A 25,880-nucleotide genomic window follows, 5' to 3' on the forward strand; every position below is an offset into this window, starting at 1 on the left:
GATCGCGCCGGCGGTCGTTGGAGGAAGCAGTGGACGACGAATTGACCGACGCGCTGCGGAAGCTCGTCGATGACGATTCCGCTCCCGATGACACCGCGGTTGCTCGGCTCGTCCAGGGCCGAGAGGGAGGGGCGATCTTCGAGTCATTGATCGCTCTCATCCCGGATGCGCGCGCTCGGCATCGACGGCTCGGTCTCAGCGAAGCGATGTCGGAGGCGACGCTCGCCGATATCGAGCGGAAGCACGAGCACTACGGCGCCGGCACCGTGACGGCCTGGCTGCTCGGAATCCTGCGCGGCGATGTGGTGCAGGTCGGTCGACTGCAGGTCGAACGTCAGAGCGGGGCGCACGGCCACGGGCTGCATATCCCGGAGACGGGACCGCTGACCCCCGCGGCTGTCGACGACGCGCTGCTGCGGGCGCGCGAGCTCGTCGGCTCCGCGCGTTTCTCCTGCGAGAGCTGGCTGCTCGATCGCGAACTCGCCGCTGCGCTGCCGGATTCCAACCTCGCCTCCTTCGCGCGCCGCTTCGACATCGTGGACGAGGACGCGGAGGAGGGTGGCGACGAGGCCGTGGCGAAGTTCGTCTTCCGACGGAAGCCCGCCGAGGTGATCTCCGGGTCGGTCGCAGCCCGCACGAGTCTGGAGCGCTACGTGATGGAGCGGTTGCGCTCGGGCACGCCCTGGACGCAGCCGCTCGGCGTTCTTGAATTTGGCGTTCTCGAACGACAGAAACGGTGAACTCTCGCGGGTCCGGGCTCGGTGCTCTATGGTTGTCCGCATGGTGATCGGTGTGGTGTATCTCGACGGCTCTGGAGTGAGCCGTCGGCGCGCGCATCGCTGATCCAGATACTCGGCACACCCCAGAGCCCAAGGTGAGGACGATCCGTCCTCACCTTTCTTGCGTTCATCGCGAGCGGGGTCTGCGGGGAGTTCTCGCTCGCCATCGAGGGAGAACTCCATGACCACGCCTGACCAGGTGATCGACCACCTCAGCCGCACGACCGAGCAGATCTTCGGCCGCGACGACCTCTACGACCGGCTCGCGTCGGGGAAACCTCTGCGGATCAAGTTCGGTGTCGACTGCACCGCGCCTGATCTTCACCTCGGTCACGCCGTCAACCTCTGGATGATGCGGTACCTGCAGGACCTCGGCCATGTCGTCGTCTTCCTCCTCGGCGACACGACGACCCGAGTCGGCGACCCGAGCGGACGGAGCAGTACACGCCCGGTGCTGTCGGCTGCGCAGATCGAGCGGAACGCGCAAGCGTTCCTCGAACAGGTGAGCCTGGTGCTGAGGAATGAGCCGGAGGTGCTGGAGATCCGTCGCAACTCGGAGTGGTTCGACGCCATGCCGATCACCGATCTCCTCGGAGAGTTGAGCCTCGTGACCCACAGCCGTTTGATGGCGCGAGACATGTTCCAGAAGCGGGTGCAGGAGCATCGCGACATCGCGATGCATGAGGTGCTCTACCCGGTGCTTCAAGGCTTTGACAGCGTCGCCCTGCAGTCGGACCTCACGATCGTCGGCTCTGATCAGCTGTTCAACGAGAACATGGGGCGAGAACTGCAGGCGAAGCACGGTCAGCGGCCGCAGACCGTCATCACGAGCACCATCACTCCGGGGCTCGACGGGGGACCGAAGCAGTCGAAGTCCCTGGGCAATTATGTCGGACTCGCGCTGCGTGCGGACGACAAGTTCGGACGATTGATGACGCTGAACGACGATCTCATCGGAGTATGGGCGAAGGTGTACACAGAGCTGCCGATCGCCGCGGTCGGTGACCTCGAGCGACGAGCCAGCCTCGGTGGCATGGACTCCCGCAACGCCAAGCTGGATCTGGCCGAGGCGATCGTCGCGCGACACCACGGCCTGTCGGAAGCCCGGCAGGCGAGGCGGGCGTTCCTCGACGTGTTCTCAGAAGGCGGATTTCCCGCAGGGATGCCGCGACTCGATGTGCCGTCGCATGCGACTGTTCTGCAACTCGTGGCCGCTGCGCGTCCCGATCTCTCGCGTTCGGCAGCGCGAAGACTCATCGCCGAAGGCGGTGTTCGCATCAACGAGGTCAAGCGGACGGACGGGGATGAACCAGCGTGCGTCAGCGGCCAGGACGTGCTTCAAGCGGGACGTCGGCGCTGGTTCCGTGTGCATCTGCACGACGGGTGATCCCCTACAGGGCTCTACGAGTCGACCCTCGGGGAATCAGATGACCGATCCGCCGATGCATCGTGCGAGGCGGCGGCGCCACTCCAAGACGCACTGCGAGTGCTTCGACGGCACGGGAAGCAAGGACTTCCGGTTCGAGTTCGATGGCGCTGATGTCCGGCGTCGCCGCACGAGTTTGCTCGCAATCGGAACCCGCAAGGATAAGTATGTCCTCCGGAACTCCGACACCCCGAGCGAGAAACTGTTGCATGGCGCCGTACGCGTGTCGACCGGTCAGACAGTACAACGCGTCAGGCCGATCATGTTCGGACAGCATCTCGGAGGCAAGCTCTGAGCCGCCCTGTTCGCCGCTTGCCTCAGGGCGCGAGAACACCTGTGGCGGCTGTCCCCTTGTGCGGCACCAGGACAGGTAGGTCGAGGTGCTTTCGCGGTTCCACGCGTTGTCATCAGTACCGGTTGCTATCGCCACGCGGGTGGCACCCTGCGCAACCAGGTGCGTGAGAGCCTCGGTCGTCAGCCTCGGTGCGTCGATATCGATCCAAGACTCATAGTCTTGCCGCGATGGATCGCGACCGACGGTTACGAAGGGAATCCCCTCACGGAGGAGCAACTCGATAACCGGGTCGTGGGCAACCGGATCGGTGATGATGAATGCGTCCCCTGCGAGAGCGACGCGCGGCGCGCCGGGAAGGGTGGGGTCTCTTGTGAGCATGAGGCCGAATCCGTGATCCAAGGCCTGAAGCGAAGCGGCGCCGGCGAAGCGAAGGAAGTAGTCGACGCCATCGGGAAGAAAAGAGCCGAGTGAATCAAGCGGTCGCATGACGAGAGAAAGCATGCCCAGACTGTTGCTCCTCAGGCTTCGCGCGACGGCGTTCGGCTGATACCCCAGATTTCGAGCGACGTCACTGACACGTTGACGTGTCTGCGCGGCGACGATCCCCTTGCCGTTGAGAGCGTGGGAGACCGTGGTCACGGACACCCCGGCCGCCCGGGCTACATCGCGGATGTTCGTTCGGCGACGGGCTTCCATCCCTTTCCTCCCTGCGCTGCCATGATCTGGTCGGTGTTCCTGTTGCCCAAACCGTTTTGGTTCCGTACGGTCTCATTTTAGCGACGTCGTAGTCGCGCCGTACCACGCCAGCGTCGAACGTGAACGAAAGGATGGCTCATGGATTCGTTGCTTCCCTCAGCCTCACCCAATCGACCCACCCTGCACTTGTCTGACAGGGCACCTCGAACCCGAGGTGAGGCTCGCGGCGCGGCTCTTCGCACCGAGATCGTACAAGGAGTTGATCTTTACCTTCGGCTTTTCGCCGAATACGGGATGACGGACGCAGCAGTTGCGGAGAAGGCGATGAGGTCGGTGGATGCCACTGATCTGTGGAATTCGGATCTCGTTGCAGAGCTGGAGGGCGTCGCCAACGGAGCGGGCACAGATGTATGGCACATCGCTGCCGTCAACGCTCGCACAGAAATCCTCTCCAGCGCACCCGGAGCGCGACCTGGTGAGTGCACCACGATCGTCCGGACAGCAACGCGGCGCCTTGCCATCCAGACCTGGGACTGGCATGAAGAAATGTCCGCACTGTGGCACACGCAGCAGATTTCCGGAACCTCACGTACGTTCGCGGGGCTGACGGAACATGGCATCCTCAGCAAGATCGGCGTCAACGATGCCGGCGTGGCGGTGCTGCTGAACATTCTCGGCCACGAGGACGACGGGGTCGGCGGTCTACCGATCCACCTCCTGACCTTCGCAGTTCTCTCGACTGCGGAGTCGGTCGAACACGCGCTCGATATCCTCCGGAGGGCACCCGTGAGCGCGTCCAGCGCTATCACGGTCGTTGATGCCCTCTCAGCGGTGACGGCCGAGGTGAGTCCCGCAGGCATCGCACTCTTCGCGCCGGTCGGCGGCTGGATCGCGCACAGCAATCATTTCCTGGATGACGTCCTGGCGACAGGAGAGAAGCGATGGTTGTACGAGCCGGACTCGCAAGATCGCCTTGCCCTCGTTCACTCGCGCCTCAGCCGGTGCCCAGCGCCGGCAACCACCGAAGAGCTCCTCCCTTTGCTCTACTCAGACCCGGGTCAGCCCGCACTCTGCTGCGTGCCCGCGCCGGATGCCGTTTTCGGCGACCGCTGGAGAACACTCGCCACGATCACGGTTGATGCCGCGGAGCGCACTATCGACGTGTTCGAGGGCAGCCCGATCGACGCGCGCACGGCCCGCAGAACTCGACTGAGAGCCCTCAGCCAAGCCAATAACTCCCTTCCAACGCTGTAAGGAGCAATCGTGACCATCAAATCCGTTACCGACACTGTCGCGACCATCAATGCACGCATAGACCGACTTCCGTACTCGGGACTGTCGAAACCCGCCTTCGTCGTCATCGGGCTCGCATACTTCTTCGTCTACTACGACCTGAGCGTTGTCGGTTTCACCCTTCCGAAGATCAGCGAGGTCTTTCAACTCACCGGCGAGCAAGCAGCTGTCCTTATCGCCACCTACCTCGCCGGCTACATGGTCGGGGATTACTTCATCTCCAACTTCGGTGACCGGCGCGGACGCAGAACCGCCATGCTCGTGACGGTCGTCGTTCTCGCTCTCGGCAGCATCCTTTCCGCCCTATCGTGGGACTTCACGTCTCTGCTGATCTTTCGCTTCATCACAGGTGCCGGAACCGGGGCGGAGATAGCGCTGGCGACGACGATCGTCACCGAGACATCCCCACCGCACAAGCGCGGAAAGTATCTGCAACTGATGTACTTCTGGGGTGCGGCAGGACTCACGATCGCTCCTTTCGTCTCGCTTGCGCTGATCGACTCGGAGATGGGCTGGAGGATTCTCCTGGGACTCGGCGGGGTCGTCGCGCTCATGCTCATCTTCATGCGCGGTCGCTTTCTGCCCGAATCAGGGCGATGGCTGGCGGTGCACGGGCGCTTTGATCTCGCCGACCGGGAAGTCGCGAAGATGGAAGCCATTGCGCGCGCCAAATATGGTCGTGAGCTTCCTGCCCCGCAGCCCGTTCCCAGCGAACACGTCCACGGCGAGGGCGACACCCGCCGGCTGCTCAAGAAGCCGTATCTCAGCCGGTTGCTGGTGACTCTTCTGTTCTGGACCACGTGGTTGCTTGCGACCAACGCTTACCTGAGCTATGGCCCGACCATCATCGCCGAGGCCGGCGGCGACGTGGGATCGAGCATGCTGGTGACTGCGCTCGGTTACCTGGGCACTCCGATCGGTGCCATACTGGCGTTCATTTTCATCGATCGAGCGCAGCGCAAGCTGCTCATCTTCACAGTCTGCGTCGTCTTCGCCGTGGGTCTGAGCTTGATCGCGATCGGTGGCTCGCAACCGACCGTCATCCTCGGGACTTTCCTGAGCTCAGCAATGATCGCGGCGAACTCCGCGGCATACGTCTACATGGCTGAGATCTTTCCCACGGGACTGCGCGCCACCGCGTTCTCCATCGTCGAGGGCGGTGGAAACATCGGAAGCCTCATCATGCCGTTCGTCATCGTCGCTCTCCTGGCCACCGTCGGAGGGACTGCCAGCCTTTGGGTCCTCGCCGCAACGGTGCTCATCGCCGGGCTTGTCATCCTCATCGGGGGAATCCGCACCACGGGCAAGGAGCTCACCAAGCTTGCACAGTGACAAGGTCTCATGCCACCCCTCTACCCCCTGACCTCGAAAGAGCCTCCTGTGAACGATCATCACCAACCTGCATTCGCCCTGACGATCGACTTCGACGCGGAAGAGCTCTGGCTCGCCGAGTCCGACGCGAACGCTGCTCGTCCCGGCGTTCTCTCGCAAGCCACGTATGGCGTGCAGTTCGGGGTCCCGGCGCTCCTGGAACTGACCGCCGACATGGGCATCCCGACCACTTTCTTCATCTGCGGCCGTGACGCGCTTCGTCACCCGGAAGCCGTCGAAGCGATCTCGGCTTCCGGGAGCGAGATCGGCCACCACGGGCTCACTCACAGGTCTCCGGACACTCTGAGCCGGGACGAAGAAGAACGGGAGTTGACGGAGGCGCTCTCCATCCTCCGGCGCTTCAGCGACGATGTCGTCGGCTACCGCTCGCCGTCGTGGGACTTCAGCCCTCATACGCTCGACCTGCTCGAGTCCCATCAGTTCGAATACTCGTCCAACCTGATGAGTGCCGTTCACCCGTTCCGCCACGACTCGCATGCGCTGAACGAGCTCCCCGTGCACTGGCTCCTCGATGACGCTCCCCACTTCTGGTTCGATTCGACTTCGTGGGACAAGACGATCCGCAGCACGTCGGAGGTGTTGAACATCTGGGCGGAGGAAGCCGAAGCCATCTGGGACCTCGGAGGGACAGTAACTCTCACCATCCACCCGCAGATCATCGGACGCCCGTCGCGAGTCCGCATGCTGCGGCAGTTCCTGCAGCTCGTGAACGACCGCGGAGTCCCGACTCTCACCGCCCGCGAAGCAGCTGCGCGCACCGTCAACGGAGCAGGAAAATGAACCGGAAGGTTGTGGTCGTGACGGGGGCGGCGCGAGGTATCGGAGAAGCAACTTCCAGCCGTCTGCTGCGGGACGGCTGGAACGTGGTCCTCATCGACGTTGCCGCAAACATCGACGAAGTGGCGGCCCGCCTGGACGATAGTGGATCGCGCGCCATCGGCGTGCGGGCAGATGTCACCGCGCAGGCGGATATCGACGCTGCCGTTGCAGCGACGAGGGAGAAATTCGGGCGAGTAGATGCCGTCGTAGCCAACGTCGCGGTCGGCGGTCCCTCGACCGAGATCCTGGAAACCCCGGAAGACGCTGTCAGGCAGGTGATGGAGGTGAATCTGTTCGGCAGTCTCGCCGTCATCCGCGCATTCGTTCCCCTTATCCGTCAATCACAGACGACGGGGCGCGCGGTGTTGATCGGATCACTTTTCGCCCAGCAGCCAGTGCCGGGTGCGGCGGCGTACATCATCTCGAAGGATGCGGTGATCGGCCTGACACATACGCTCGCGCTCGAACTGGCGCCAGAGATCACCGTCAACGCGGTCTCTCCCGGCTATGTGATGACGGAGATGCACAAGGAGGAGCTCGTCGCCAGAAGCGAGCGCTCAGGGACATCTTGGGAAGAACAAGCCGAACTGGTTCGCGGTCGAATCCCGCTGGGGCGCCACGGGAGCGGTGAAGACGTCGCTGCCGCAATCGCGTTTCTGTTGTCCAGTGACGCCGACTACATCACAGGTCAGACCCTCAATGTCAATGGAGGGGCGATTCTTTCATGAGTGCATCACGTAGGTCCGACGACCAGAGGCTGGTGGTCACCGGTGCCGCATCCGGCATTGGTCGGGCAGTCGCTGAGATGGCCAGCACCCGGGGGTGGACCGTTGCCGGGATGGACGTGGTCCCGTTCACCTCGTCGATCGCGCTCAGCGTTTCTTGTGATGTCGCGGACCCGTCTTCCATCGAGTCGGCTTTCGTTGCGGTCCAGGAAATGTGGCCCGATGGCTTTGACGCACTGATTCATTGTGCGGGGATCTACCGGGTCGGCCGGAGCATTGATCTGGTCCCAGACGAGTGGGACCACGTCATGTGGGTGAACGCTCGGGGAAGTGCCCTCGTGGCGCGAGAGGCCGCTCGGCACCTCAGGACAGGAGGCGACCGGAGCATCACGTTGCTGTCGAGCATCGCCGCGCAGCGTGGGTACCTGGACGAACCGAGTCCCGCGTACGCCGCCTCGAAGGGCGCTATAGAAGCGGTCGTACGACAGATGGCCGTCGAGTGGGGGCGGGTGGGCGTTCGAGTGAACGCCGTCGCGCCGGGTGTGATCAACACGGGTATGCCGACGATCACTGCAGACGAACAGGCAGCTGACGAATTCTTTCGTGCCGCCGTACCGCTTGGTCGCATCGGCGAACCCGAGGAGGTTGCGGAAGTCTGTATCTTCCTCGCTTCCGATGCCGCCAGGTATGTGTCCGGCGCGGTCATCCCCGTTGATGGTGGCGAGCGGGCGCAATAGCACCGGACGATCGCCTCTCACGGAGAATCGGGATGCCGCAGACAGGACAGCGGATGCCGCGGGGCTGACAGCCCCGCGGCATCCGCTGTCCTGGTCTCGCGCTTACCTCACGGTCGCGGTGTACGCGCCAGAGCCCGAGTCGGCCTTGACGACCACTCGGTAGGTCCCGGCGCTCGCGCTGTACGCGAACTTCTCATCAGGATTGACCGACGTGCCCTGAGCCACAGTGATCCACCCGAAGAACGAGTAGTTCCGCTGCAGGTAGACATCGAAGTCCGCACCGCTCGGACCATCGAGGCATACCTCGATCGCCCCGGCGGCACGCGTGAACGACGGCGAGGCCGCCTGCCGGCCTGCGGTCAGCGTGCCCGCACCGACCGAGGTGCCGGTGCAGGTGCTCGGGGCGGGCGTCGTGGCGCCCCCCGTCACGGTCAACGTGAACGTGGCGGTGTCGCTCGAGGCGGGGCTCGCGGAGTCGCGGACGGTCACCGTGATCGCCGAGACGGCGGCCGCGGTGGGTGTGCCCGAGATCGTGCCCGTCTTGGCATCGATCGCGAGACCCGCCGGAAGCCCGGTCGCCGAGAACGAGTACGGCGCGGTGCCTCCGGTCGCGCTGACTGACACGCTGAGAGGCTGGCCGACGGTGCCGGTCTTGTTCGCGATCGCCGCGAGATCGACCGCGGTCGGGGCGGGGTTCGTGGTGCGGTTGAGGAAGCCCGTGTAGAGCAGCCGGTTCGGCGACGCGGTGTCGAGCCCGGTCAGCGTGCCAGGGGTGGCGTTGTCGACGACCGCGGCGTGCACCTGCGCCGGCGTGGCCGACGGGTTGGCGCTGAGGTACAGTGCGGTCGCGCCGGTCACATGGGGAGCGGCCATCGACGTCCCGGTCGCAGACCGGGCCTCCGTGTCTCCGGTGAACCACGACGAGATGATCTCCGAGCCCGGCGCCCACACGTCGAGGCAACGGCCCCAGCTGCTCGAGGGCGCCTTCGAATCCGTGCGGGTCGAGTTGCCGACCGTGATCGTCTCCGGCACGAGCTGCGGGCTGTACCGGCAGGCATCGTCATTGCTGTTGCCGGCCGCCGACACCCAGGTGATACCCGAGGCGACGATGCTCTTCACCGCGGCGTCGATCGACGGGATCGAGCATGCCTGGCGGCATCCCACGCTGTAGTTGATCGTGGCGGGCCGCACGGCGTTCTCGGCGACCCACTCGATACCGGTGAGGATCGTCGTGCTCAACGACTCGCCCTTGCAGTCGAGCACGCGCACCGGATAGACCGTCGCCTTCTTCGCGATGCCGTAGGTCGAGCCGACGGCGGTGCCGGCGACATGCGTGCCATGACCGTTACAGTCGCTCGCGTTGCCGCCCGGCGTGATCGCGTCGAACCCCGGTCGGAGGCGCCCCGCGAACTCGGAATGGGTCAGACGGATGCCGGAGTCGACGACGTAGACGTTCACTCCGGCGCCCGCGGAGTCGGGATACGCGAAACGCTGGTTCAGCGGCTGCCCGCGCTGGTCGACGCGATCCGTACCCCAGCTGGGCGGGTCTGTCTGCTCGCCCAGCGCGTAGACCATCTGCGCCTGCTCGACGTGATCGACCCGGTCGTCGGACGCGATCGCGAGTGCCTCGTCTTCGGAGAGCTTCGCGGAATAGCCGTCGATGACGGTGTTGAAGACCTCGACGACCTCGCCTCCCACCGCTTCGGTGAGGGCTGAGGCGATGTCGTCCGCGGCGCCGAGGTCGGACTGGGGTTTGAGGACGACGAGGTATTCGCCGTCGACGGCGGCTTCCGATTCCGCGCCGATGATCGTCGGCGCATCGGGGCTGTCGGTGGAGTCGGTGTTCGCGCTCGCGAACGACGGCAGCATGATGAGCGACGCGCAGGTGAGGGCGGCCGCTGCGGCGGCGAGCCCTCGCGGCGCCACTCTGCGCCTCGGGTTGTCAGTGAACAAGGAGTGTCCTTTCCTGGGGTGGGAAGGCGCCGTGGGGACGCCCGATGCCGCCCGTGCGGGCGGCGATCTCCGCGCTGGGGCGGACTCGAGCAGGAGCGAAGCCGCGTGGGGAGCGCGGAGACAACACTCACTGTCGAGATCGATCCGCCGGAGCGGTTCGCCACCGAACCTATTGATGGCGATGAAGGGGCGTCAACCGCTTTCCCGATACTTAGACGGAAGTCAACATTCGCCCGACGAACGTCCTGAGATGCGCGGGAGCGTCACTTCGCGGGATACTCGCGCTCGCGCAGCACCCGGGCCAGGTGCGCAGCGTTGCGGGCGGCGGTGGCCGTCGCTGAGGCCACCTTCTCCGGTGTCTGCTCGAGGTCCTTGTAGTCGACGGTCTGCATCGCCTCGCCGTTCCAGTACACCGAGGACTGCGACGGGATCGTGTATCCGACGTCATTCAGCGCCTGGAACAGGATCGCCGCGATGTGGTGCGCGCCGTCTTCATTGCCGAGGATGCCGACGACGGCGACCTTGTCGAGCAGAGTCAGGCGTCCTCGTGCGTCGGTCTCGCTGAGCTCCGCATCGAGACGCTCCAGCACGCGTTGCGCCACACTCGAATGCTGTCCCATCCAGGTCGGCGTGACGAAGACGAGGATGTCGGCATCCAGGATCCGTCGGCGCACACTCGGCCATGCGTCGTCACCGCCCATGTCCTTCTCGACGCCGGGACTCAGGAGGTGGTCGACCGCGCGGATCACCCCACCGGTGACGCCGTGATCCGCGAGCGCGTCGAGCAGCTGCGACGCGAGCAGATCGGAGCTCGACTCCGTGGGGGAGGGCTTCAGGGTGCAGGAGATCGCGACAGCTGTCAGTGGGGCGTTCATACAGAGATGCAATCACTGCCTCCGAGCACGGCCCAGGGGGTTTCGTCTCGGCGACGTGTGCGCTAGCGGAAGCCGCGAACGGTACGCTGGATGACGGCCGCTACGACAGGAGTTCTCGTGATCCTCAGCTTCATCTTCTTCCTGGTCCTCTTCCTCGGAGGCATCTGGGTCATGGCGCTCGCCCAGTCGCTCGAGGACTTCCAGGCCATCGTCTTCGTGGCGGGACTCCTGCTCACGATGCTCGCCCTCGCCTGGGTGATGCGCCAGAGCGGCTCTGCCACTCGTCGCCACAAGAACTGGACGGGCAGCCCGACCGAGTGACCGTCGGCGGCCTCAGCGCCGCCGGGCGAGCCGTGTTTCCAGGTTCGCTCTCACCGCCGGCCATTCCGGCTCGATGATCGAGAACTCGACGCTGTCGCGCAGCGCGCCGTTGCGGTAGCGGCTGATGGCCCGCATCACGCCGTCCTGCTTCGCTCCGAGCCGCTCGATCGCCGCCCGCGATTGGAAGTTCACCCACTGGGTCGTCAGGCCGACGCGGAACACGCCGAGAGTCTCGAAGGCGTGCCGCAGGAGCAGCAGCTTGGACTCCGCATTCGTTCCCGTGCCGTGCGCTGACGGGCGGTTCCACGTGTACCCGATGTGCAGTCGCGGGACGTCGGGGACGATGTCGTAGTACGAGGTCAGCCCTAGAATGCGTCCGGCGGTGTCGAAGGCGGTGAACGGCACCATCTCGCCCTTCTCGATGAGCGCGAGTCGCCGATCGACCTCGGCGGCCACGCCGTCCGGCGCGGGAACCGAGGTGTACCACGCCGTCTTCCACAGGTCACCCTCCTGCACTGCCTCAATGAGCCCGTCGACGTGCGAGCGGTCGAGAGGACGGAGCTCGACCAGTTCGCCGGTCAGCGTGAGGGGTGCGGGGGAGACGAGGAAAGCCATTCCGCCATTCAACCAGCCAAGGCGTGGCGCAATCGGCGCTGGTAGGCCAGCACCAGTTCGATCGTGACGTCGAGCTCGAAGGCGAGACTCGCCAGGTGAGGACCGCGCGCATCTTCTGCCTGCGCGTAGGCGTCTGCCGTGATCAGCAGGCGGGCCGCCCATTCGTCGGCCTGGCGCTCCTGCTGGCGGCGCACGGACGGAATGGCCGACAGGGTGTGCCCGAGAACAGCGTGTCCCAGTTCGTGCGCGAGAACGCTACGGGTCGTGCGGGCGCTCATGCCGGGATCGAGTCGGATCGTCCGAGACGCCGGATCGAAGCCGCCTCGGGTCGCGCCAGGACGCTCGACGATGCGCACGCCATGCTCCTCAGCGAGGCGGAGGAGCATATGCATGATTCCCTCAGTACAGGTCGTCCGTGTCGGCGTCGTGCCGGAGGTGCGAGTCGAATGCGACCTCGGGGACATTCTGGCGGGGGCCGGCGACATCGGGCGAGCGCCGGAGCACGCTGATCCGGGCGCCGGGGGAGCTGTCGTCGGCGAGGAGTCGCTCCTCCGCACGTGAGAGCAGCACATGAGGCTGCAGATCGAGCGCCGCGCACACCGAGTACACGACCGGGACCGGGATCGCCCGCTTGCCGGTGACGTAGTTGTCGAGCGCACTGCGGGCGATGCCGATGGTGCGTGCCATCGCGGCGATGCTGCTCCTCGACGCGGCGATCTCGGCGCGAAGCTGTCGGCCGACGGCGGCGTTGAAGTGGTCGGCAGGTGTCTCCATCTGGCTCACCATAGCATCGGGATGGGTCCAGTATGCCGTCATATTGGCTCATCCGACACTTGATCGTCTGCGCACAAGGGGCTACTGTCGACGGATGAGGTCGAAAGCGCGTCATTTGGTGGCTTCGGCGGTGGCGTCCGAACTGCGGCGCTCGCGACGGACCGTGGGATGGCTGTCCGAGCAGTCGGGAATCGAGGTGCCGCTCCTCGCCGCGAAGCTCCGTGAGGACGAGGACTTCACGATCGCCGATCTCGCGAACATCGCCCCCGCGCTCGACGTCCCGGTGTCGTCTCTCATGCCGGATGACCGGGTCACCGCTCCCTGACGCGCGGTAGCGTGGTCGGCATGAAGACAGTGCCGTTCGGATCCGCCACAGCCCCCGCCGTCGTCGCCGGAATGATGCGCATCGATGACAAGGACGACGCGCACATCCGCGAGCTCTATGCCGCGGCGCGCGACTCGGGCATCGACTTCTTCGACCACGCCGACATCTACGGCGGCAGCATGCACCACTGCGAGTCGCGCTTCGCAGACGCCCTGCAGCTCAGCACCTCCGAGCGGGACGAGATCGTGTTGCAGACGAAGTGCGGCATCGTGCCGACCCAGGGGATGTTCGACTTCTCGTACGAGCACATCATGGCCCAGGTCGAAGGATCTCTGGCGGCACTGCGCACCGACCGCATCGACGTGCTGCTGCTGCATCGCCCTGACGCTCTCGTCGAGCCCGAGGAGGTCGCCCGTGCCTTCGACGAGCTCGAGGCCGCAGGAAAGGTGCGGGCGTTCGGGGTGTCGAACCACACGCCGCGACAGATCGACCTGCTGCGCACGGCCGTTCGCCAGCCACTGATCGCCAATCAGCTGCAGCTGTCGATCACGCACTCGCCGATCATCGCGCAGCCCGTGGCCATGAACATGGCCGGCAGCGAGCAGAGCGTGGTCCGCGACGGCGGCGGCATCGTCGAGTACTGCCGCATCAACGGCATCACGATCCAGGCATGGTCTCCCTTCCAGGGTGGCTTCTTCACCGGTGTGTTCCTCGGGAATCCTGAGTACGCCGAGCTCAACGCCGTGATCGACCGGCTGGCCACCGCTCACGACGTCACGCCGATCGCGATCGCGACGGCATGGATCACCCGGCATCCTGCTCACATGCAGGTCGTGCTCGGCACCACCACGCCGCAGCGAGTGCGCGACGCCGCAGCAGGCGCCGACGTCGAACTCACCCGCGCCGAATGGTACGAGCTGTTCCGCGCCGCCGGCCACATGCTTCCGTAACGCCGATCGATTCCGGCGTCGTCTACCCTGATCTCATGCCGTTCCTCTCGATCCTGATCGTGGTCCTGATGATCGTCGCGCTCGTCGACATCATCACGCGCGACGATTCACAGGTGAAGCACCTGCCGAAGATGGTGTGGATCATCATCGTGATCCTGCTGCCGCTGATCGGCAGCGGTCTCTGGTTCGGGCTCGGCCGTGAGTACGGCGGATCCGGGATCTCGATGCCGCGGATGCGACGCGCGGCGCGCCCCTCGGGACCGGTCGACGTGCGGCCGGCGCCTCCGGTGGATGTGCGGACGACCGAGCAGCAGATGGCCGATCTCGACCGGGAGATCGAGGAATGGCGGCTTCGCGAGGAGCTCGAGAAGCGCCGCCGCGACGAGGGCGGCGCGGCCTCGGGGTCTGCTTCCTAGGCGGCCATCGCCGAATCGGACGATCCGCGATCGAACGACTCGCGCACGGCCGGTTCCAGCGTCGGGTAGCGGAACTCGAACCCGGCTGCGGTGAGCTTCTCGGGCAGCACCCATCGGCTCTTGAGAATGAGTTCGGTCTCGGTGCGCATGCCGATCGCGCCGAGTTCCAGCATCCACCGCGGCATCGGTGTCCCGATCCGCGCGCCGAGCACGCGCCGCACGGTCGCCATGAACTCGGCGTTGTCGACCGGATGCGGGGCGGCGGCGTTGACGGGGCCCTCGAGTTCCCGCGTGCGCTCGAGGAAGTCGATGATGCGCGCGACGTCCTCGATGTGCACCCAGCTGAACCGCTGGCGTCCGCGACGCGCCCCGGGGAGGTGCGCCGTGCCGGCCGCGCGCCTCGCCTTGCTGACGGGCCAGCGGCCGTCGTACTGGGCGCCGCCGAGTCCGAGACGGGCGAGGTTCCGCACCGGCTCGAGGACACCGCCGTGGCCGAGCACGATCGTGCTGCGGAGCGCGACGCGTCGCGTCGCCGGCAGATCGTCGGCGAACAGCGCCTGCTCCCAGGCCTTCGCGACCTCGACCGAGAAGCCGGTGCCGAGCTCGCCGTCGGATTCGGTCATCGGCCGGTCTTCGGCATGCCGGTAGATCGTCGCGGTAGACGAGTTCACCCAGAGAGCCGGGGGACGCTCGGCCCGCGCGACGGCGGTGCTCAGGGATGCCGTGGTCTCGAGCCGGGATCGGAAGATCTCGGCGCGGTTCTCGGGCGTGTAGCGGCAGTTCACGCTCTTCCCGGCGAGGCCGATCACCAGGGAGGCGCCGTCCACCGCGCGATCGATCGCCTCCTGGTCGCCCCAGTGGATGTCGGCGCCCGACCGGGAGATGCGCACGACCTCACGGCCCGCGGCGAGCATCCGCGGCACGAGGTAGGTGCCCATGAATCCGGTGGAACCGCCGATGACGACCTTGCCTGCGCTCATGCGCCGCTCTCCTGTTCCTCGATGCTCTCGATGCGGTAGCAAAAGTGCCCGCGGTACTCGTACACGCGGCCGACGAGCGGCGCGTCGATCGTCAGATCGACGATCTGGCGGCCGACGGCGTCGTCGAAGCGCTCGATGAGGCGAACGACCGGCGACAGTGCGCGCGGCATCCGCAGTCGCAGACGGCCGAGTCGGAGGCCGACCGAGCGGCTGGTGAGCTCCAACGCACCGTCGCGGGTCTCGACATCGAAGCAGGCGGCGACCAGTCCGGGCTCGCCGAGCTCGTCGACGACGCGGCCGTGGCGCGTGAGGGCGACGGCGTCACGCATGATCCACGGTCCGCGCCGCAGCTGGAAGGTGCGCTCGCCGATCGCGCGCGAGGCGATCGTGCGGTTCTCGACGCGGAACGGCACGCCGTGCTCCCAGCAGGCGGGGACCACTCCCCGCCGCTCCAGCACGCGGAGGATCGGCCACAGCCAGCGCCGCGGAGTGCCGACGCGGTCGAAGACGCCGTCGCCCACGCCGACAGAGCCGTCGGGGATCGCCCGGAAATAGTTCTGCAGGCGAGGATGCAGGTCGAGGAGCCGCTCGCCCAGTGCCCGTTCGTAGGGGGATTGCGGCTCGGTCGTCACGCTCCGAGCCTAGCCGGGCGGTCGCAGCAGCCGATCGAGGAGCGCCAGAGCCTCGTGCTGCGGGGCGGACTCGTCGAGGAGCCACTGCGTCTGCAGACCGTCGGATGCCGCCACGACGAGTGCTGCCACCGCATCCGGGTCGGCATCCTCGCGCAGGCGACCCCGGGCCTGCTGCTCCCGCACGCCGTCGGCGATGTAGGACCGTATGCGGGCGAACCGGGTCGTAGCGAACTCGTGAGCCACGGGGTGTCCGTCCTCGAGTGCGGTCGCGACGAGAGTCGAGTAGAGCTGGACGAGACCCGGAACCTGCCGGTTCGTGCGCGCCGACTCGATCATCTTCTCGACCGGCGTCGCGTCGTCGAGCACGGCCTCCTGGCGGTGCGCGGGCTGGTTGCTCTCCTCGTACACGGCGACGAGGAGCTCTTCGAGTGACCCGAAGTAGTGCGTCAGCGCGGCATGGGTCACCCCGACCTCTCGGGCGATCGCCCGCAGGCTGGTGCGATCCGCACCGCGCTCTGCGAAGACCTCGATCGCGCGGTCGAGGATCTCCTGCCGTCGCGCGATCCCCTTGGCGTAGGCGCCGCGCTGGCGTGGTCGCTCATCGTCGTCGGACATGTCCGGAGTCTAGCGAACGAAAACTTCCACATGGAGGTATTAGGTGATAGCGTGCTGGCATGACAATCACGACCTCCCTGCAGCTGTTCACGATCAAGGAGCAGCTGGACGCCGACCTCGAAGGATCCCTCGCGGCCGTCGCCGCGCGCGGGTTCACGGCCGTCGAGCCGTATGACTTCGTCCGTCGCGCCGCACCGCTCGCCGAGGCGCTCGCCGCCGCCGGCCTCTCCGCCCCCTCCGGCCACGCGTTCCTCGCCTCGGAGTCGTTCGTCAATCCCGACGGCAGCGGGACCACCCTGCCCGTGCCCTCGCCCGCCGAGGTGTTCGCGGCCGCCAAGGTGCTGGGCATGACCACGGTCATCGACCCGTACACGGAGCCGGCGCGCTGGGAATCGGTCGAGCAGATCGAGGAGACCGCGCGTCTGCTCAACGAGGCGGCCGCGATCGGCGCCGCCGTCGACGTGCGGGTCGGATACCACAACCACGCCCACGAGCTGGAAGCCGTGTTCGACGGCGTCACCGGCCTCGAGGTGCTGGCCGGACTCCTCGACGAGAGGGTCGTGCTGGAGATCGACCTCTACTGGGTCGCGCGCGGAGGAGTCGACCCCGTCGCGCTGCTCGAGCGTCTCGGCAGCCGGGTCATCGCCGTGCACGCCAAGGATGGCACCCTCGATCCCGCTCACGCGAACACGTACCCGCCGGCTGATCAGGTGGCCGCCGGTGACGGGTCCGTGCCGCTGGTCGAGGCGATCGCCGCGGCATCCGCTCTGGAGCTGGCGATCGTCGAGTTCGATCACTACGAGGGCGACCTTTTCGAGGCGATCGAACGCAGTCGGGTGTACCTCGACGAGAAGGTGGCGGGCTGATGGCGGCCGGCACCGTCGGCGTCGGCATCATCGGCGCGGGGAACATCAGTGACCAGTACCTCTCGAACCTCACCACCTTCCCCGATGTGCGGGTCCTCGCCATCGCAGACGTGATCGAGGAGCGCGCGAAGGCGCAGGCGGAGAAGTACGGCGTGCCGCGCGCAGGCGGGGTCGATCTGGTCCTGAACGATCCCGAGATCGATATCGTCGTGAACCTCACGATCCCTGCGGTGCACGTCGAGGTCTCCGAGGCGATCATCGCGGCGGGCAAGCACGTCTGGACCGAGAAGCCGATCGGCGTGAGCCGTGAGGAATCGCGCCGACTGCTGGAGAAGGCGGATGCCGCGGGCCTTCGTGTCGGCGTCGCGCCGGACACCGTCCTCGGCCCCGGCGTGCAGACCGCCAAGCGTGCGATCGCGCGCGGCGACATCGGCCGTCCGCTGTTCGCGCAGACGACGTTCCAGTGGCAGGGCCCGGAGATCTTCCACCCGAACCCCGCCTTTTTGTACGCGAAGGGTGGCGGCCCGCTGCTCGACATGGGGCCGTACTACGTGTCCACGCTCGTGCACGTGTTCGGTCCGGTCGCCTCGGTGGCCGCGCTCGGGCTTCAGGGCACCCCGACCCGCCGCGTGCAGGTCGGCGAGCTGGCCGGCCAGGAGTTCCCCGTCGAGATCCCGTCGACGCTCAGCGTGCTGATGGAATTCGAGCAGGGCGCACAGGCGCAGAGCATCTACAGCACCGACTCGCCCGTCATCCGATCGGGGATCGTCGAGATCACCGGCACCGAGGGCACGCTCGTGATCCCCGACCCGAACACGTTCGGGGGCGACATCACCATCACCCGTCCGCTCCGGCTCGGTCAGGAGCCGGTCGCGCAGGAGGTCGTCGAGGTCGCGCAGGAGGGTGTGCTGACCGGCCGCGGTCTCGGGCTGCTCGACATGGCGCGGTCGATCGCCGCCGGACGGGCGCATGTCGCGACGGGGGAGTTCGGCTACCATGTGCTCGACACGCTGCTGTCGATCGAGGAGGCGGCGGAGTCCCGCGGCTTCGTCGCCGTCGAGAGCACGCTCGACGAGGTCGCATCGCTCGATGCTGACTTCGACCCCTTCGCCGCCACGCTCTGAGCGTCAGCGCGCCTTCGCCGCCACGTAGCCGTCGACGTTCGCGGGTGACAGCACCTCGCGGGCGACCATGATCGCGGCGCCCAGCACGGCGGCACGGTCGCCCGCCTGGGACTGGACGATCGCGAGGTGCTGCGTCGCGAGCGGGATCGACCGCCGGTAGACGACCTCGCGCACGCCCGCGAGCAGGTGCTCGCCGGCGCGGGCGATGCTGCCGCCCAGCACGATGATGGACGGGTTCAGGAGGTTCACGACGGTGGCCAGGACTTCGCCGACGTCGCGACCGGCCTGACGCGTGGCCTCGATCGCTGCGGCGTTCCCCGCGCGGACGAGGTCGACCACGTCGGACGCGCTCTGCACCTCGTGGCCACCGCCCTGCAGCGCGATGGCGAGGGCGGATCCGCTGGCGAGAGCCTCCAGGTCGCGCTCATCGCCCGGTTCGCGCGCCGAGCCGGCGCCGGTCGGCACCTGGACGTGGCCCATGTCGCCCGCGGATCCCTGCGCGCCGCGCTGCAGCTGACCGCCGGCGATGATGCCGGCGCCGATACCGGTCGACACCTTGACGAAGATCAGGTCGTCCACGGCGGGCCAGCTCGTCGCCTGCTCGCCGAGCGCGAGGATGTTGACGTCGTTGTCGACGAGCACCGGAACGTCGAACGTGCGCTGAACGTAGCCGGGAACATCGAACCGGTCCCACCCCGGCATGATCGGCGGGTTGGTGGGACGCCCGGTGGAGTGCTCGACCGGACCGGGCACGCCGATGCCGACGCCCAGCAGGGGGAGATCGGCCGCGGACGGCTGCCCGAGCAGCTCCGTCCCGTCGGCGAGGATCGTGTCGAGCAGCGTCTCCGGTCCTTCGCCGATGTCGATCGTGCGCGTGCGCGCGTCGAGGATGACGCCGGAGAGCTCGGCGACGGCCACCGTGGCGTGGGTGGCGCCGAGATCTACGGCCAGCACGAGTCCCGCCCGCGGGTTGAAGGCGACGCGCGCGGGCGGTCTGCCCCCGGTGGATGCTGCCTCGCCCGCCGGGCGCAGCAGGTCGGCGGCGAGGAGCGCGTCCACGCGCAGCGCCACGGTCGACCGGGCGAGGCCCGTCAGGGCAGCGAGCTCTGCCTTGGTGCGCGCGTGGCCGTCGCGGAGGATCTGGAAGATCTCGCCGGCGCCGGGATTCGTCGCGACGACGGGCCGCAGAACGTCAACCATTGCGTCAGTAAACCACAGCACTTCGGAGTCTCGGAATTCGACTTCGGATTCGTTACGAAGAACTTTTGACGAAGTGCTAGCAAAAGTAGGATGCCCTGTGTCAGAATCGCCGACATGACAACGGATGTCACAGACACCGGTCTCGGAACGATCCGAGCCGGCATCCTCGGCGGGGGATTCATGGCCCGCGTGCATCGCACAGCGGCGCGCGACGCCGGCGGCGAGCTTCGAGCCGTCGCCACCAGGTCCGCCGCGGGCAGCCGTCACGCCGCTGAGGCACTCGGCGCCGAGCGCGCGGAGGTCGACGCCGATGCCCTCGTCGACGCGGCCGACATCGATGTGGTGCACATCTGCACACCGAACACCACGCACGCCGCTCTCGCCCTCCGGGCGCTGAACGCCGGCAAGCACGTGGTCTGCGAGAAGCCGCTGGCGACGTCCGCCGCCGATGCGAAGACCCTCGCCGACGCCGCCGCGGCATCCGGTCGCGTGGCAGCCGTGCCGTTCGTCTACCGCTACCACCCCATGGTGCGCGAGGCACGGGCCCGCGTCGCCCGCGGAGACATCGGCGAACTCCTCACCCTTGACTGTTCGTACCTGCAGGACTGGATGCTGCTGCCGAGCGATGACGACTGGCGCGTGCGGTCCGCCTCCGGCGGCGCCTCGCGCGCGTTCGCCGACATCGGCTCGCACCTGTGCGACCTCATCGAGTTCGTCATCGGCGAGCGGATCCGGGCGCTGAGCGCTCGCACCCGCCGGGTGTTCCCCGAGCGTGCCGGGCACGAGGTCGACACCGAGGACATCGTCGCGGTGCTCGTCGAGACCACCTCGGGCGCACTCGGCACCCTGCTCATCTCGCAGATGGCCGCAGGCCGCAAGAACGCGCTCACCCTCGAGCTGCACGGCTCGCGGCAGAGCATCCGCTTCGAGCAGGAGCGGCCGGAAGAGCTCTGGATCGGTATGCGCGAGGAGTCCCGGCTGCTGCTGCGGGACCCGTCCGCGGCAGATCCGGATTCGTCCCGGCTGCAGCGTATCCCCGCCGGTCACGCGATGGGGTATCAGGACGCGTTCAACGGTTTCGTCGCCGACGTCTACGCGGCGATGGCGGGCGCGCAGCCCGAGGGACTTCCGACCTTCGCGGATGGGTACCGCTCCGCCGTGCTGACCGAGGCGGTCCTCGCCTCGGCGGCCGGAGACGGACGATGGGTGGAGGTGACGGCATGAACGCGACCACGACGCAGCCGGTGCTCGCCGTGAGCGGCATCCGCAAGTCGTTCTTCGGCGTCGAGGTCCTGAAGGGCATCGACTTCGACGTGCGTCCCGGCGAAGTGCACGGCCTCGTCGGTGAGAACGGCGCGGGCAAGTCCACGCTGATGAAGATCATCGCCGGCGTGCAGCCGGCCGACGAGGGCACGGTCGCCTACCGCGGCGAAGAGGTGCGACACGCTCACCCGCGGCAGGCGATGGATGCCGGCATCGTCACGGTGTTCCAGGAGTTCACCCTGCTGCCCGAGCGGACCGTCGCGCAGAACGTCTACCTCGGTCGCGAACCGCGCCGCGCCGGCTTCGTCGACCGGAAGGCGATGATCGGCCGGACCGCCGACCTGCTCTCCGACCTCGGCGTCTCGTTCATCGATCCGCAGGCGCGCGTGGGCTCGCTGACCGTGGCCGAGCAGCAGATCGTCGAGATCGTGAAGGCGCTGTCGTTCGACGCGCAGGTCATCTCGATGGACGAGCCGACCGCGGCGCTCAGCGACCGCGAGGTCGAGCTGCTCTACGCGATCATCCGCCGGCTCACCTCCCGCGGCGTCGCCGTCATCTACGTCTCGCACCGGTTGAAGGAGATCTTCGACCTCTGCGACCGCATCACGATCCTCAAGGACGGCGCGCTGGTCTCCACTGACGAGACCGCCGACCTGACGACCGACGAGCTCGTCCGCCGCATGGTCGGCCGCTCGATCCAGTCGTACTTCCCCGACGCGGTGGAGGGCACGACGGTCGGCGAGCCCCGCCTCGAGCTCGAGAACTGCGGCAACGCCTACGTCGATGGAGTCTCGCTGACCCTCCGCGCCGGCGAGATCGTCGGCATCGCGGGACTCCAGGGCTCCGGACGCACCGAGCTCGTCGAAGGGGTGTTCGGCATCCAGGCCTTCACACGAGGGGCGATGCGGATCGACGGGTCTCCGACGAACATCACGAGCGCCCGTTCGGCGGTGCGCGCCGGGCTCGCCCTCGTGTCGGAGGACCGCAAGGCGCAGGGCCTCGCGCTCGGCCAGTCGGTGCTCGACAACGCCCTGCTGGTGGTGCGCAGCGTCTTCCCCGGCCGCACGGCGGCGTCGCGGCGCGAGGTGCCCGGGGTGCTGAGCTCCCTCGAGATCAGCTCGCGCGGCGTCGACCAGGAAGCCCGATTCCTCTCCGGCGGCAACCAGCAGAAGGTGGTGCTCGCCAAGTGGCTGCTCACCCAGCCGCAGATCGTGCTCTTCGACGAGCCCACCCGAGGCATCGACGTCGGCGCCAAGTACGCCGTGTACCAGCTGATGCGCGAGCTCGCGGCGCAGGGGAAGGCCGTTCTCATGGTGTCGAGCGAACTGCCCGAGATCATCGGCATGAGCGACCGCATCGTCGTCATGCATGACGGCGAGCTCGTCGCCGAGCTCCCGGCGGGTTCCGCGGAGCACGAGATCCTCGGTGCCGCGACCGGCGCAGGAGGTGCGCGATGAAACGATTCCGGATCGACTCCACGATCATCGTGCTCGGCATCCTGATCCTCTCCCTCATCGTCGGCGCGATCCTCGTCGGCACGGTGGGGCGCAATTTCCTCAGCCCCGGCAACATCCGCGACGTCCTCACCGGCATGAGCGTGCTCGGCCTCGTCGCGATCGGGCAGACGCTCGTCGTGCTCGGCGCCTCGCTCGATCTTTCGGTCACCTACGTCATCAGTCTCGCCAGCCTGCTCGGCGCGACGATCATGAACGGCAATCCGGCCAACATTCCCGCCGCGGTCGCGATCACGCTGCTGGTCTGCGCAGGGATCGGCCTCGCCAACGGCCTCATCGTCACCGTGCTCAAGGTGAACGGCTTCATCGCGACGCTCGGCACCGGACTCATCCTGCAGGGCATCCTCAACACGAACTTCGAGGGTTCGGCCGGAGCCGTGCCCTGGGAGTTCCAGCTGATCGGGGCGACGGGTGTCGGTCCGGTGCCCGTGTCGACCATCATCATGATCGCGCTGGCCGTGCTCGTCTGGTTCCTGCTGAACCGCACCCGCACCGGTGCCCACCTCTACGCGGTCGGTGGCGACCCCGAGATCGCCCGCCTGTCGGGTGTGCGGACCCGCCCGCCCCTGATCGCGGCGCACGTGCTGTGCTCGGTGTTCGCCGGTCTCGCGGGCCTCCTGCTCGCCAGCCGTCTCGGCGTCGGCAGCCCGACGGTCGGTCAGCAGGGCGGCTACGCGCTGCTCTCGATCGCCGCCGTGGTCCTCGGCGGCACCCTCCTCATGGGCGGACGCGGTTCGATCTGGGGCACGGTCGGCGGTGTCGCCATCCTCGCGGTCGTCGACAGCGTCATGAGCGTCATGCAGGTGAACCCGTTCCTCAAAGATGTCGTCCGCGGCGTCGTCATCGTCGCCGCGGTCGCGGTGTACAGCCGACGGGCCATCGTGCGGCGCCGCCCGCGCTTCGGCGCCGGGGGCACCCGCACAGGTGGCGACGACGCGGCGAAAGCCGCCGAAGGCGAGATGGCTGCGGCGGCCTCGCAGCTCGCCGATACGACTCCCGTGCCGGAAGGAGGCCGCGCATGAACGCCCTGCGCGCACTCGTCAGCCCTCGGGGAGCGGTGTTCCTGCTGCTCGTGGTCCTGCTCGTGGCCGTCACGGTCCTCAACCCGAGCTTCGCGGAGCCGGGACAGCTCATGCGCTTCATCCAGCGGGTGGCGCCCATCGCGATCGTCGCGATCGGACAGTACTTCGTGATCATCGCGGGGGAGTTCGATCTGTCGCAGGGGTCGCTCATCACCGCCCAGGTCATCATCGCCGGCAACCTCGTCGGACAGGACGACTCCCGCACCGTGCCGGTGCTGCTGCTCATGATCGTCGTCGGCGTCGCGGTCGGGCTGGTGAACGGACTGATCACGACCTTGCTCAAGGTGCCGTCGTTCATCGTGACGCTCGGCATGATGCTCGCCCTCCTCGGCGGAGTGATGTGGTGGACGGGAGGGGCGGCGACCGGGAACCCGGCCGACAGCTTCCGGGAGATCGGTCGCGGCGGCATCCGCGACGTGCCGTTCCTCGACTTCATCCCCTGGGCGGTGTTCATCCTCATCGCGTGGCTCGCGCTGGGGATCTGGATCACCAAGCTGCCTCTCGGCAAGTCGCTCATCGCGGTGGGCGACAACGCGGTCGCGGTCGACTACGCCGGAGCGCGCCGCGCCTGGGTCACGACGCGCGCTTTCGTGATCTCGTCGCTCTCCGCCTCGCTCTCGGCCGTGCTGCTGGTCGGATACGCGGGCGTGCACCCCTCGGTCGGGCGCGGCTACGAGTTCGTCGCGATCACCGCCGTCGTGCTCGGCGGCGTGGTGCTGGGCGGCGGGCGCGGCTGGATCGTCGGCGCCGCCGCCGGAGCGTTCGCCCTCGAGGCGCTCTTCATGCTCCTGAACATCGCCGGCGTCCCGTCGACGCTCCGAGACGCCGTGCAGGGCGTGATCATCATCGCCGCGGTCGCCTACTCGGCCGTCGCCTTCCGGGCGCGGCGCCGGCGGCCCCGGGAACCCGTGGCGACCCCAGAACCCGCAACGACCCCAGAACCCGCAATGACCAGCACCATCCACACAGAGAAGATCAGAGGAGATTAGCAATGCGACGATCAGTGAAGATCGCCACCGCAGGGGTGGCTCTCTTCGGCCTCATCGCGCTCGCCGGGTGTACGACCGACCCGTCCGTCGCGCCGGCCGAGTCCGACAGTCCCGAAGAGTCGGCGGAGACGACCGAATGGTTCGATCAGGAGCTCTTCGACAAGCAGAACGAGGAGCGCGGCGTCGAGCCGCAGGGTCCGGCCGACCAGCCGTACCTGCAGCACATCAACGCCGAGATGGTCGACACCGCGGAGTTCGCGAGCGAGGGGGCCGAGAAGGCCTGTTTCGCCAACGCATCGATCTCGAACCCGTGGCGTCAGACCGGCTGGATCACGATGAACGAGCAGCTCAAGTCGCTGCAGGCCGATGGCGCCATCAGCGAGATGGAGACCCGCGACGCGCAGGACTCCGATGACACGCAGATCGCGGACATCGACTACTTCATCTCCGAGGGCGAGTGCGACGTGTTCCTCATCTCGCCGAACAGCACGGCCGCGATGACCCCGGCGGTCGAGCGGGCGTGCGAGACGGGCAAGCCCGTCATCGTGTTCGACCGCGGTGTGAACACCGACTGCTACGTCTCGTTCATCCACCCGATCGGCGGCTTCGCCTGGGGCATCGACACGGCGGAGTTCCTCATCGACAACCTCGAAGAGGGCGACAAGGTCGTGGCGCTCCGCATCCTTCCGGGTGTCGACGTGCTCGAGCACCGCTGGGCGGCCGCCGAGAAGCTCTTCGACGAGGCGGGGATCGAGGCGGTGGACTACTTCACCGGCGCCGATCCGGCCGAGATCAAGAGCATCATCAGCGACGAGCTCGCCAAGGGCGACGTGCAGGGCATCTGGATGGATGCCGGCGACGGCGCCGTCGCGGCGATCGAGGCGTTCGAGGATGCCGGCGCGGACTACCCGGTCATGACCGGTGAGGACGAGATGAGCTTCCTCCGCAAGTGGAAGGACACCGGTCTCACGGGTCTCGCGCCCGTGTACTCCAACTTCCAGTGGCGCACGCCGCTCCTCGCCGCGCAGATGGTCTTCGCGGGCACCGAGGTGCCGAAGGAATGGGTGCTGCCGCAGAAGCCGATCACCGAGGGCGAGCTCGACCAGTACCTCGAGGCGAACGACGGCATGCCCGACGGCCACTACGCGAAGTTCGGCGGCGAGGACCTTCCGGGGTACCCGACCGTGTGGCAGGAACGGCAGATCCCGTAAGGTCACGATAAGA

Annotated in this window: 28 protein-coding genes; 18 read left to right on the plus strand and 10 right to left on the minus strand. The window is 67.3% G+C overall.

Annotated elements, in window-relative coordinates; translation table 11 throughout:
- The first annotated feature begins 29 nt into the window (after positions 1 to 29).
- Complete coding sequence (locus RS85_RS07875) at positions 30 to 740, plus strand: acyltransferase domain-containing protein (RefSeq protein WP_052703479.1); 711 nt, start codon at positions 30 to 32, stop codon at positions 738 to 740.
- A 220-nt stretch (positions 741 to 960) separates the two neighbouring features.
- Positions 961 to 2,166: a tyrosine--tRNA ligase gene (gene tyrS, locus RS85_RS07880; RefSeq protein ID WP_046012892.1), complete on the plus strand. Its 1,206-nt coding sequence runs from the start codon at positions 961 to 963 to the stop codon at positions 2,164 to 2,166.
- 4 nt (positions 2,167 to 2,170) lie between these two features.
- Here tyrS and RS85_RS07885 read toward each other — a convergent pair whose 3' ends face one another.
- Complete coding sequence (locus RS85_RS07885) at positions 2,171 to 3,196, minus strand: LacI family DNA-binding transcriptional regulator (protein ID WP_046012893.1); 1,026 nt, start codon at positions 3,194 to 3,196, stop codon at positions 2,171 to 2,173.
- Between the two features lie 138 nt (positions 3,197 to 3,334).
- Between RS85_RS07885 and RS85_RS07890 the strand changes: the two genes are divergently transcribed.
- The 5 genes from RS85_RS07890 to RS85_RS07910 are packed head-to-tail and all read left to right on the plus strand — an operon-like array spanning position 3,335 to position 8,162.
- Complete coding sequence (locus tag RS85_RS07890; RefSeq protein ID WP_046012894.1) at positions 3,335 to 4,450, plus strand: C45 family autoproteolytic acyltransferase/hydolase; 1,116 nt, start codon at positions 3,335 to 3,337, stop codon at positions 4,448 to 4,450.
- A gap of 9 nt (positions 4,451 to 4,459) precedes the next feature.
- Complete coding sequence (locus tag RS85_RS07895; RefSeq protein ID WP_046012895.1) at positions 4,460 to 5,821, plus strand: MFS transporter; 1,362 nt, start codon at positions 4,460 to 4,462, stop codon at positions 5,819 to 5,821.
- 48 nt (positions 5,822 to 5,869) lie between these two features.
- Positions 5,870 to 6,661 (plus strand): polysaccharide deacetylase family protein, encoded by a 792-nt coding sequence (locus tag RS85_RS07900; protein ID WP_052703480.1) that lies wholly within the window; start codon positions 5,870 to 5,872, stop codon positions 6,659 to 6,661.
- Positions 6,658 to 7,428, plus strand: a complete 771-nt coding sequence (locus RS85_RS07905) for an SDR family NAD(P)-dependent oxidoreductase (RefSeq protein WP_046012897.1) — start codon at positions 6,658 to 6,660, stop codon at positions 7,426 to 7,428. Before RS85_RS07900 ends, RS85_RS07905 begins: the two co-directional genes overlap by 4 nt.
- The gene (locus tag RS85_RS07910; protein ID WP_046012898.1) at positions 7,425 to 8,162 is read left to right on the plus strand and encodes an SDR family NAD(P)-dependent oxidoreductase; all 738 of its coding nucleotides are present in this window, start codon (positions 7,425 to 7,427) and stop codon (positions 8,160 to 8,162) included. Before RS85_RS07905 ends, RS85_RS07910 begins: the two co-directional genes overlap by 4 nt.
- A 102-nt stretch (positions 8,163 to 8,264) precedes the next feature.
- On the opposite strand, the gene RS85_RS07915 is transcribed toward RS85_RS07910, so the two are convergent.
- Together RS85_RS07915 and RS85_RS07920 are read right to left on the minus strand one after the other, a co-directional pair.
- Positions 8,265 to 10,115: a S8 family peptidase gene (locus tag RS85_RS07915; protein WP_152642364.1), complete on the minus strand. Its 1,851-nt coding sequence runs from the start codon at positions 10,113 to 10,115 to the stop codon at positions 8,265 to 8,267.
- Positions 10,116 to 10,378: 263 nt separating this feature from the next.
- Positions 10,379 to 10,990: a flavodoxin family protein gene (locus tag RS85_RS07920; RefSeq protein ID WP_046012899.1), complete on the minus strand. Its 612-nt coding sequence runs from the start codon at positions 10,988 to 10,990 to the stop codon at positions 10,379 to 10,381.
- 90 nt (positions 10,991 to 11,080) lie between these two features.
- On the opposite strand from RS85_RS07920, the gene RS85_RS07925 reads away from it, so the two are divergent.
- Positions 11,081 to 11,311: a hypothetical protein gene (locus RS85_RS07925; RefSeq protein WP_235282377.1), complete on the plus strand. Its 231-nt coding sequence runs from the start codon at positions 11,081 to 11,083 to the stop codon at positions 11,309 to 11,311.
- 12 nt (positions 11,312 to 11,323) lie between these two features.
- Here RS85_RS07925 and RS85_RS07930 read toward each other — a convergent pair whose 3' ends face one another.
- The 3 genes from RS85_RS07930 to RS85_RS07940 are packed head-to-tail and all read right to left on the minus strand — an operon-like array spanning position 11,324 to position 12,700.
- The gene (locus tag RS85_RS07930) at positions 11,324 to 11,926 is read right to left on the minus strand and encodes a GNAT family N-acetyltransferase (RefSeq protein WP_046012901.1); all 603 of its coding nucleotides are present in this window, start codon (positions 11,924 to 11,926) and stop codon (positions 11,324 to 11,326) included.
- An 8-nt stretch (positions 11,927 to 11,934) separates the two neighbouring features.
- Positions 11,935 to 12,318, minus strand: a complete 384-nt coding sequence (locus RS85_RS07935) for an ImmA/IrrE family metallo-endopeptidase (protein WP_046012902.1) — start codon at positions 12,316 to 12,318, stop codon at positions 11,935 to 11,937.
- A gap of 7 nt (positions 12,319 to 12,325) precedes the next feature.
- Complete coding sequence (locus tag RS85_RS07940; RefSeq protein WP_235282379.1) at positions 12,326 to 12,700, minus strand: helix-turn-helix domain-containing protein; 375 nt, start codon at positions 12,698 to 12,700, stop codon at positions 12,326 to 12,328.
- A gap of 94 nt (positions 12,701 to 12,794) precedes the next feature.
- Between RS85_RS07940 and RS85_RS07945 the strand changes: the two genes are divergently transcribed.
- Genes RS85_RS07945 through RS85_RS07955 form a run of 3 tightly spaced genes read left to right on the plus strand, consistent with a single transcriptional unit; the run spans position 12,795 to position 14,391 of the window.
- Positions 12,795 to 13,025 carry an XRE family transcriptional regulator gene (locus tag RS85_RS07945; protein ID WP_152642365.1) on the plus strand — a complete coding sequence of 77 codons (231 nt, stop codon included), beginning with the start codon at positions 12,795 to 12,797 and terminating at the stop codon, positions 13,023 to 13,025.
- A 20-nt stretch (positions 13,026 to 13,045) separates the two neighbouring features.
- Positions 13,046 to 13,975, plus strand: coding sequence for an aldo/keto reductase (locus tag RS85_RS07950; RefSeq protein WP_046013052.1), 930 nt, complete (start codon positions 13,046 to 13,048; stop codon positions 13,973 to 13,975).
- Between the two features lie 35 nt (positions 13,976 to 14,010).
- On the plus strand, positions 14,011 to 14,391 hold the full coding sequence (locus RS85_RS07955; RefSeq protein ID WP_046012905.1) for a PLDc N-terminal domain-containing protein: 381 nt from the start codon (positions 14,011 to 14,013) through the stop codon (positions 14,389 to 14,391).
- Here RS85_RS07955 and RS85_RS07960 read toward each other — a convergent pair.
- Genes RS85_RS07960 through RS85_RS07970 form a run of 3 tightly spaced genes read right to left on the minus strand, consistent with a single transcriptional unit; the run spans position 14,388 to position 16,618 of the window.
- On the minus strand, positions 14,388 to 15,371 hold the full coding sequence (locus RS85_RS07960; RefSeq protein ID WP_046012906.1) for an epimerase: 984 nt from the start codon (positions 15,369 to 15,371) through the stop codon (positions 14,388 to 14,390). The two genes, RS85_RS07955 and RS85_RS07960, sit on opposite strands and share 4 nt — an antisense overlap.
- Positions 15,368 to 16,003, minus strand: coding sequence for a DUF4166 domain-containing protein (locus RS85_RS07965; RefSeq protein WP_046012907.1), 636 nt, complete (start codon positions 16,001 to 16,003; stop codon positions 15,368 to 15,370). The genes RS85_RS07960 and RS85_RS07965 overlap by 4 nt, the downstream gene beginning before the upstream one ends.
- Positions 16,004 to 16,012: 9 nt before the next feature.
- Positions 16,013 to 16,618, minus strand: a complete 606-nt coding sequence (locus RS85_RS07970) for a TetR/AcrR family transcriptional regulator (protein ID WP_046012908.1) — start codon at positions 16,616 to 16,618, stop codon at positions 16,013 to 16,015.
- 59 nt (positions 16,619 to 16,677) lie between these two features.
- Here RS85_RS07970 and RS85_RS07975 point away from each other — a divergent pair, with 59 nt between their 5' ends.
- Positions 16,678 to 17,484 (plus strand): sugar phosphate isomerase/epimerase family protein, encoded by an 807-nt coding sequence (locus tag RS85_RS07975; RefSeq protein WP_046012909.1) that lies wholly within the window; start codon positions 16,678 to 16,680, stop codon positions 17,482 to 17,484.
- Positions 17,484 to 18,608 carry a Gfo/Idh/MocA family protein gene (locus RS85_RS07980; protein ID WP_046012910.1) on the plus strand — a complete coding sequence of 375 codons (1,125 nt, stop codon included), beginning with the start codon at positions 17,484 to 17,486 and terminating at the stop codon, positions 18,606 to 18,608. The genes RS85_RS07975 and RS85_RS07980 overlap by 1 nt, the downstream gene beginning before the upstream one ends.
- A gap of 3 nt (positions 18,609 to 18,611) precedes the next feature.
- Here the strand turns inward: RS85_RS07980 and RS85_RS07985 are convergent, their stop codons facing one another.
- Entirely contained in the window at positions 18,612 to 19,808 is a 1,197-nt protein-coding gene (locus RS85_RS07985; protein WP_046012911.1) for an ROK family protein, read from the minus strand.
- Between the two features lie 114 nt (positions 19,809 to 19,922).
- Here RS85_RS07985 and RS85_RS07990 point away from each other — a divergent pair, with 114 nt between their 5' ends.
- From RS85_RS07990 to RS85_RS08010, 5 genes are read left to right on the plus strand one after another with little or no spacing between them, the layout of a single operon-like run.
- Positions 19,923 to 21,032: a Gfo/Idh/MocA family protein gene (locus tag RS85_RS07990; RefSeq protein ID WP_046012912.1), complete on the plus strand. Its 1,110-nt coding sequence runs from the start codon at positions 19,923 to 19,925 to the stop codon at positions 21,030 to 21,032.
- Entirely contained in the window at positions 21,029 to 22,528 is a 1,500-nt protein-coding gene (locus RS85_RS07995; protein ID WP_046013053.1) for a sugar ABC transporter ATP-binding protein, read from the plus strand. Before RS85_RS07990 ends, RS85_RS07995 begins: the two co-directional genes overlap by 4 nt.
- On the plus strand, positions 22,525 to 23,607 hold the full coding sequence (locus RS85_RS08000) for an ABC transporter permease (RefSeq protein WP_046012913.1): 1,083 nt from the start codon (positions 22,525 to 22,527) through the stop codon (positions 23,605 to 23,607). The genes RS85_RS07995 and RS85_RS08000 overlap by 4 nt, the downstream gene beginning before the upstream one ends.
- Positions 23,604 to 24,656, plus strand: coding sequence for an ABC transporter permease (locus RS85_RS08005; RefSeq protein ID WP_046012914.1), 1,053 nt, complete (start codon positions 23,604 to 23,606; stop codon positions 24,654 to 24,656). Before RS85_RS08000 ends, RS85_RS08005 begins: the two co-directional genes overlap by 4 nt.
- 2 nt (positions 24,657 to 24,658) lie before the next feature.
- The gene (locus RS85_RS08010; protein WP_046012915.1) at positions 24,659 to 25,867 is read left to right on the plus strand and encodes a substrate-binding domain-containing protein; all 1,209 of its coding nucleotides are present in this window, start codon (positions 24,659 to 24,661) and stop codon (positions 25,865 to 25,867) included.
- The last annotated feature ends 13 nt before the right edge of the window (positions 25,868 to 25,880 follow it).

Source organism: Microbacterium sp. SA39, from assembly GCF_000967865.1.
Taxonomy (GTDB): Bacteria; Actinomycetota; Actinomycetes; order Actinomycetales; family Microbacteriaceae; genus Microbacterium.

Bases quoted from the DNA above. Each gene is read 5' to 3' on its own strand.
- tyrS (WP_046012892.1), top strand. From the start codon at position 961: ATGACCACGCCTGACCAGGTGATCGACCACCTCAGCCGCACGACCGAG.
- RS85_RS07885 (WP_046012893.1), bottom strand. From the start codon at position 3,196: ATGGAAGCCCGTCGCCGAACGAACATCCGCGATGTAGCCCGGGCGGCC.
- RS85_RS07890 (WP_046012894.1), top strand. From the start codon at position 3,335: ATGGATTCGTTGCTTCCCTCAGCCTCACCCAATCGACCCACCCTGCAC.
- RS85_RS07905 (WP_046012897.1), top strand. From the start codon at position 6,658: ATGAACCGGAAGGTTGTGGTCGTGACGGGGGCGGCGCGAGGTATCGGA.
- RS85_RS07910 (WP_046012898.1), top strand. From the start codon at position 7,425: ATGAGTGCATCACGTAGGTCCGACGACCAGAGGCTGGTGGTCACCGGT.
- RS85_RS07920 (WP_046012899.1), bottom strand. From the start codon at position 10,990: ATGAACGCCCCACTGACAGCTGTCGCGATCTCCTGCACCCTGAAGCCC.
- RS85_RS07925 (WP_235282377.1), top strand. From the start codon at position 11,081: ATGACGGCCGCTACGACAGGAGTTCTCGTGATCCTCAGCTTCATCTTC.
- RS85_RS07930 (WP_046012901.1), bottom strand. From the start codon at position 11,926: ATGGCTTTCCTCGTCTCCCCCGCACCCCTCACGCTGACCGGCGAACTG.
- RS85_RS07935 (WP_046012902.1), bottom strand. From the start codon at position 12,318: ATGCATATGCTCCTCCGCCTCGCTGAGGAGCATGGCGTGCGCATCGTC.
- RS85_RS07940 (WP_235282379.1), bottom strand. From the start codon at position 12,700: ATGGAGACACCTGCCGACCACTTCAACGCCGCCGTCGGCCGACAGCTT.
- RS85_RS07945 (WP_152642365.1), top strand. From the start codon at position 12,795: ATGAGGTCGAAAGCGCGTCATTTGGTGGCTTCGGCGGTGGCGTCCGAA.
- RS85_RS07950 (WP_046013052.1), top strand. From the start codon at position 13,046: ATGAAGACAGTGCCGTTCGGATCCGCCACAGCCCCCGCCGTCGTCGCC.
- RS85_RS07955 (WP_046012905.1), top strand. From the start codon at position 14,011: ATGCCGTTCCTCTCGATCCTGATCGTGGTCCTGATGATCGTCGCGCTC.
- RS85_RS07960 (WP_046012906.1), bottom strand. From the start codon at position 15,371: ATGAGCGCAGGCAAGGTCGTCATCGGCGGTTCCACCGGATTCATGGGC.
- RS85_RS07970 (WP_046012908.1), bottom strand. From the start codon at position 16,618: ATGTCCGACGACGATGAGCGACCACGCCAGCGCGGCGCCTACGCCAAG.
- RS85_RS07975 (WP_046012909.1), top strand. From the start codon at position 16,678: ATGACAATCACGACCTCCCTGCAGCTGTTCACGATCAAGGAGCAGCTG.
- RS85_RS07980 (WP_046012910.1), top strand. From the start codon at position 17,484: ATGGCGGCCGGCACCGTCGGCGTCGGCATCATCGGCGCGGGGAACATC.
- RS85_RS07985 (WP_046012911.1), bottom strand. From the start codon at position 19,808: ATGGTTGACGTTCTGCGGCCCGTCGTCGCGACGAATCCCGGCGCCGGC.
- RS85_RS07990 (WP_046012912.1), top strand. From the start codon at position 19,923: ATGACAACGGATGTCACAGACACCGGTCTCGGAACGATCCGAGCCGGC.
- RS85_RS07995 (WP_046013053.1), top strand. From the start codon at position 21,029: ATGAACGCGACCACGACGCAGCCGGTGCTCGCCGTGAGCGGCATCCGC.
- RS85_RS08000 (WP_046012913.1), top strand. From the start codon at position 22,525: ATGAAACGATTCCGGATCGACTCCACGATCATCGTGCTCGGCATCCTG.
- RS85_RS08005 (WP_046012914.1), top strand. From the start codon at position 23,604: ATGAACGCCCTGCGCGCACTCGTCAGCCCTCGGGGAGCGGTGTTCCTG.
- RS85_RS08010 (WP_046012915.1), top strand. From the start codon at position 24,659: ATGCGACGATCAGTGAAGATCGCCACCGCAGGGGTGGCTCTCTTCGGC.